Source organism: Pediococcus damnosus (assembly GCF_001437255.1).
In the GTDB taxonomy this organism is placed as follows: Bacteria; Bacillota; Bacilli; order Lactobacillales; family Lactobacillaceae; genus Pediococcus; species Pediococcus damnosus.
Genome location: NZ_JQBD01000110.1, coordinates 1 through 4,924, shown reverse-complemented (window position 1 = coordinate 4,924; position 4,924 = coordinate 1). Strand labels below are relative to the sequence as shown.

The 4,924-nt window shown below is 33.7% G+C and carries 6 protein-coding genes and 1 pseudogene; all 7 read left to right on the top strand.

Features of this window, described 5'->3' with window-relative positions; translation table 11 throughout:
- The first annotated feature begins 119 nt into the window (after positions 1-119).
- Positions 120-548 carry a DUF2712 domain-containing protein gene (locus tag IV84_RS09545; protein WP_052694459.1) on the top strand — a complete coding sequence of 143 codons (429 nt, stop codon included), beginning with the start codon at positions 120-122 and terminating at the stop codon, positions 546-548.
- A 73-nt stretch (positions 549-621) separates the two neighbouring features.
- Positions 622-1,422, top strand: coding sequence for a hypothetical protein (locus tag IV84_RS09540; RefSeq protein ID WP_046870800.1), 801 nt, complete (start codon positions 622-624; stop codon positions 1,420-1,422).
- Between the two features lie 61 nt (positions 1,423-1,483).
- Positions 1,484-2,134 (top strand): hypothetical protein, encoded by a 651-nt coding sequence (locus IV84_RS09535; RefSeq protein WP_062903793.1) that lies wholly within the window; start codon positions 1,484-1,486, stop codon positions 2,132-2,134.
- The gene (locus IV84_RS09530; protein WP_046870798.1) at positions 2,118-2,828 is read left to right on the top strand and encodes a hypothetical protein; all 711 of its coding nucleotides are present in this window, start codon (positions 2,118-2,120) and stop codon (positions 2,826-2,828) included. The genes IV84_RS09535 and IV84_RS09530 overlap by 17 nt, the downstream gene beginning before the upstream one ends.
- Before the next feature lies 1 nt (position 2,829).
- Positions 2,830-3,483: an ATP-binding cassette domain-containing protein gene (locus tag IV84_RS09525; RefSeq protein ID WP_046870797.1), complete on the top strand. Its 654-nt coding sequence runs from the start codon at positions 2,830-2,832 to the stop codon at positions 3,481-3,483.
- A gap of 191 nt (positions 3,484-3,674) precedes the next feature.
- Positions 3,675-4,337 (top strand): TetR/AcrR family transcriptional regulator, encoded by a 663-nt coding sequence (locus IV84_RS09520; RefSeq protein ID WP_046870796.1) that lies wholly within the window; start codon positions 3,675-3,677, stop codon positions 4,335-4,337.
- Positions 4,338-4,898, top strand: a pseudogene (locus IV84_RS09515) (ABC transporter permease); the annotation flags it as partial.
- Between the last annotated feature and the right edge of the window lie 26 nt (positions 4,899-4,924).

Below are 4,924 nucleotides of genomic sequence, written 5' to 3'. Positions count from 1 at the left end.
AACAAAGTTTCAAAATATATAATACGAGGAGAGCTGCCTATGAAAGAAAATAAAGACTATTTTTGAAGTGACGTAGTAAAAATGCAGTTGCATACAAGAAATTTAAGGAAAGATTTATTATGAAAACGAAAAAGATTATGTCTGCCTTGTTTATTGCATGTTTAAGTTTTGGTTTTATTACTACTTCAGCTTTGGCTGGTAATGATGAACATAATTATAGTATGCGTGTTTATGGTTTCCAACAAAACAGTCATTCGGCAGGTTGGTACAGGCAAACAACTAATTATAAAAATAATTGGAAGGTCAAATTAGAGACATCTGGTGAAGGCGCTCATACCATTTCAACATTCTGGCTAGAGAAATCAGGCGGAGCAAATGTTAGCCCAAGTGTCAATAAGACAGCCGGAAATGCTGCGTCATACAGGCGAGTCAATGCATCTTTCCCTGGAAAGGAAACTGTGATGTTAACGGCTCAAAATAATAATATTTCAGGTAATGAGTATAACGTTTCGGGATATTGGGATGAAGAAACCGGAAAAATTCAATAGCTAAGTTCTATGGTGGTCATCTAATGTTAATTTATGTAGATGGCCATTACTCTTATTGGTAGGGGGAATTCTGATGTTAAGATTTGAAATTAGTAAACTTTTAAAAAATCGACGGTTTATTTTCTTTGCTATCCTAATCATACTTGTTCCTGAAATGGATTTATTAATTCAACTTAAAAATCAATTCGAGGTAGGATTTGATACTGCATCGTATATAACAAATCCAGCAATGGCAAGCTTTTTGGCCGGTAATTCTATTGGACACTACGGACAGATGATTCTTATTTGGCTGCTACCTGTAATTTTATTAAACTTATATACGGATCAACACGTGTCAGAAATAAAAAATGGTTACCAAAATGCTACTTTGATTAGAGAGAGCCGAAAAAAAGTTTATCAAACTAAACTAGCTTTATCAGCCATTATTCCTGGCTTACTAGTATTTATTTCTTTATTGCTTAATTTCGTTATAGCGCTACTTGTTTGGCATGGTGGAAAAGATTTTTCTGGCATGGAGGATGAGTTGCAACAACTTAAGGCTGTTAAATCTTTCCAATTATTAGTATTTCAAATGAAACATCCATATGGCACTATGGTAATCTATATTTTTATTTTTACAATAACGGTTGCCATTTTCGGTATGGTCACACAAGCCATTGTGTTCATGTTCCCCAATTATTACATTGCTTATCCTTTTGCTTTTCTTTTATGGATTGTACAAATCATGTCACCATACAGTTCCACTTACTTTATGCAACCTTTTATTGAATATGGATTGAGGTTCATTATTCCGGCTATAATTATTTATTTATCTTCTAGTTTGATAGTAATTGGGATTGGGTACTTTAGGCAGGTGAAGGCAGATGTTCTTTGAGAGTAAAAAAAAATTAGTGATTATCTATTTGTTTCTAATTATATTTTTAGCAGCTTATTGGGTGTCGTTAAATAGGTTCGCACCAAATATTATAACGAGTTTTCAAAGCTTTCATACGATTGAAGATACTGTTGCAAATTATCATTATGATGTGGGACAGGCCACCATTTTTTCGCTTATTTTTGCTACAATTATTTTAAAAAGTTATTTGAACATTTATATGAGTGAATTAATACGTTCCGATACGCAAAAGTATTATTGGCGCTTTATTAAATCTGTTTGTATCCAAGCAATGATTTTTACGATTGTTTTTGAAGGTGTGGACCTGGTTATGCTGTTTATTAGAGTTCAACATTCGCTTTTATTTGACCCCGTAATACTGTTGGCGTTGGGTATACGCTATTTAGTTTTTTGGGGTTACTATATAATCCAAGGTTCATTATTATTTTTAGTTATGCAGTATTCTAAAAATGCTTTGGTAACAATTTTTATTGTTCCGTTCATTAATGTCATTACTCTTAAATTTTGCCGAACTTTTGAATATACGCATCCTATTTCTAGTATGAATACAATTGATTGGCTATGGAAAGGACATTTTGACTGGTTTACAATTCTAACAGCTTTGTTACAGATCGTGATTATTATTGCATTATTAGCCATTTGGAATATTCAAAGGCTGAGGAAGGAAGATTTACTTGAAATCGCAAAATAAATTGGCATTTTTAAGCATTGGCCTGTTACTTTTCTATCTAATACTCGCTAAGAATTATTTATTTGGTAAATTTACCATCCAAAATCTTTTTCGTGGTGTTGATTTCGGTGCCAACACTATGCAAACTCTGGTATTTATCTTTTTCTTTTTTACCATTGCTACATTGAATTTTGCACTTCTCCAATCTTGGTTTTCTGACTGGTTAATTTTGCAGCTTATTCGTTACAAAAAAATTAGTCATGCTTTTAAGAATTTGAATGAAACTATCTTTAAACTTAATGTTTTGTTTCACATTATGTTTATAATACTATTTTTTGTTTTTTCAGAGTTATTTCATGCTTCTTCGTCGATTTCTTTTTCGCTTTTATCGATGTTATTGACTAACTTTTTAATCTGTAACTTGTATATGTTAACTCAATTCTTATTTAATCTATATTTTTCAGATCGAGTGGGATATTTTCTTGTACTTGTTTATGCGGGTCTTTTTTTAATGGTTGGCGAGAGCTTGTTTGTAAATGGTGGATCAGTGATTTTTCAAATCTTGGCCTGGCCACAGTTTATATGTCAACAACGATTAAGTATTCTTCATGTAAATTTACTAGTGTGGTATGTAATACTACTGGTTCTTTTTATGCTCGTTGAGGGGCTAATTTATGGACGACTTAGACAAATTGATTGGTTACGGAGGGATTAAAATGAAAATTGAATTACGTCATTTCTCTAAAACTTTAAAAAAACGTTCCGTGTTAACCGATGTTAGCTATACTTTTAATGATGGGGCAATATATGGATTATACGGAATTAATGGATCAGGTAAAACGATGTTATTAAGAGCAATGGCTGGTCTTATCCATGCGACTAATGGTGAGGTACTGGTAAACGATAAAATTTTGCATAAGGATATTGATTTCTCACCAGAAACGGGTATTCTTATCGAAAATATGAGCCTGTTACCACAATATTCAGCTTTTGAGAACTTAAAAATTTTAGGTAAAATTCAGCATGTAGCAAATGATGCGGATATTGAAAATACTTTAAAGGCAGTTGGATTAGAAGCAAACATTCATGAACCAGTTGTGAAAGATTTTTCGTTAGGAATGAGGCAGAAATTAAATATTGCCCAAGCAGTTTTTGAAGATCAAAAAATCATTCTTTTAGATGAGCCAACAAATGGGTTAGACACTGATAGTGTTAGCAAATGCATCAAACTTTTACGTAAGCTGAGAGATGAAGGAAAATTAATCGTGGTCGCAACACACGTGGCTGAAGATATGAAAAAGCTGGCGGATGTTCAGCTGCACATTGTCGAAGGAAAGATAGAATCAACGGAACGAGTATCCGTTGGGTAAATTTATTTATACATTTTAAAAAAACGCTGCTAAAGTATTTAGCGGCGTTTTTTAATTTGATTGTTGATAAATAATTTAGAAGATTGTTAACTGAAAATATGAGAAAAAAAGTCTACAATTTTGTATTGCAAAAGCATGGATTAAGCGTATAATCATCAATTATGACAGTGTGTCATTTTGAGGAGGAAAAGATGCCAAAAGCAACGTATTTCAATCTAAACGAGGAGAAAAAAGCTCGATTGATGCAAGCTGCACAACATGAATTTTCACGAGCACCGCTTGAGGATGTATCAGTCAGTGCAATTGTCAAAGATGCGGAGATTCCGCGGGGGAGCTTCTATCAGTACTTTGAAAACAAAGAAGATCTTTATTACTATTTTTTGGGAAACATAGTTACGGATATTGAACAACATTTTTTTGACATGTTAAAGAAAACACATGGGGACTTGTTTGCAGCGATGACGCTTTTCTTTAATTTTGCGGTGGAAGAAATTACTGAAGGACCGAATGCCGATATTTTTAAAAATGTTGGCACAAATGATTTTCAGCATGGTCAAAACTCTAAGCACTTTGGGAAAAATCACCACAAACATCCCTTTTTTAAAGCGGTGTTGGCGATCGAAGACAAAATTGCTACATCTGTTGACCGAACCAAATTGCGGATTGAAAATGATGAAGAGTTAAAAAATTTACAGCAATTACTTTTCACTGTGTTTGCGCATACAATTGGTCATTATTTTCGTTCTCAAAAAGAAGACTCACCCGAAACGATCGCTAATGCTAAGGCAGAATTTGCAACGACCTTAGATTGGATCGCAAATGGGGCACTAAAATCAAAAAAGGAGCTTGGTTAAATGCTTAAATTATCACGAAAATACCTTGCCTGGTGGGCAGTAGGTATTGGAACCGCATTTTTAATTGTTCAAGTAATATGTGATTTATGGTTACCAAATATCACTTCAGATATTATTAATAACGGGGTTGCTAAAAGTAATATCTCGTATATTTGGAATTCCGGTTATAAAATGTTGGCAATCTCACTTCTTGGTATGATCGCTGCAGCAGTCAATGTGTACTTTGCAGCGACTCAATCTCAGAGAATGGGTAGTAAAATTCGTGAAGATCTTTTTAAAAAAGTTTCTTTTTTATCAAATCATGAATTCGAACATTTTGGGGATGCATCTTTAATCACACGAACAACCAATGATGTCATTCAAATTCAAAACGTTATGGTTATGATTTTACGGATGATGCTGCAATCACCAATTATGTTGATTGGTGCTGGGATTATGGCTTATAACAAACAGCCAGCACTAACCGCAGTTTTCTTGGTTGCAATTCCGGTACTTGTCTTTTTTGTTGGAATTATTATGTACTTTGCAGTGCCTCTTTTTCAAGGGATGCAAAAGAAGGTATGTGTCAAGTTTTCCTAGGTGCCTTA

What these genes read in the sequence shown, in the direction of transcription:
- IV84_RS09545 (WP_052694459.1), top strand. Translation starts at nt 120, where the DNA reads ATGAAAACGAAAAAGATTATGTCTGCCTTGTTTATTGCATGTTTAAGT.
- IV84_RS09540 (WP_046870800.1), top strand. Translation starts at nt 622, where the DNA reads ATGTTAAGATTTGAAATTAGTAAACTTTTAAAAAATCGACGGTTTATT.
- IV84_RS09525 (WP_046870797.1), top strand. Translation starts at nt 2,830, where the DNA reads ATGAAAATTGAATTACGTCATTTCTCTAAAACTTTAAAAAAACGTTCC.
- IV84_RS09520 (WP_046870796.1), top strand. Translation starts at nt 3,675, where the DNA reads ATGCCAAAAGCAACGTATTTCAATCTAAACGAGGAGAAAAAAGCTCGA.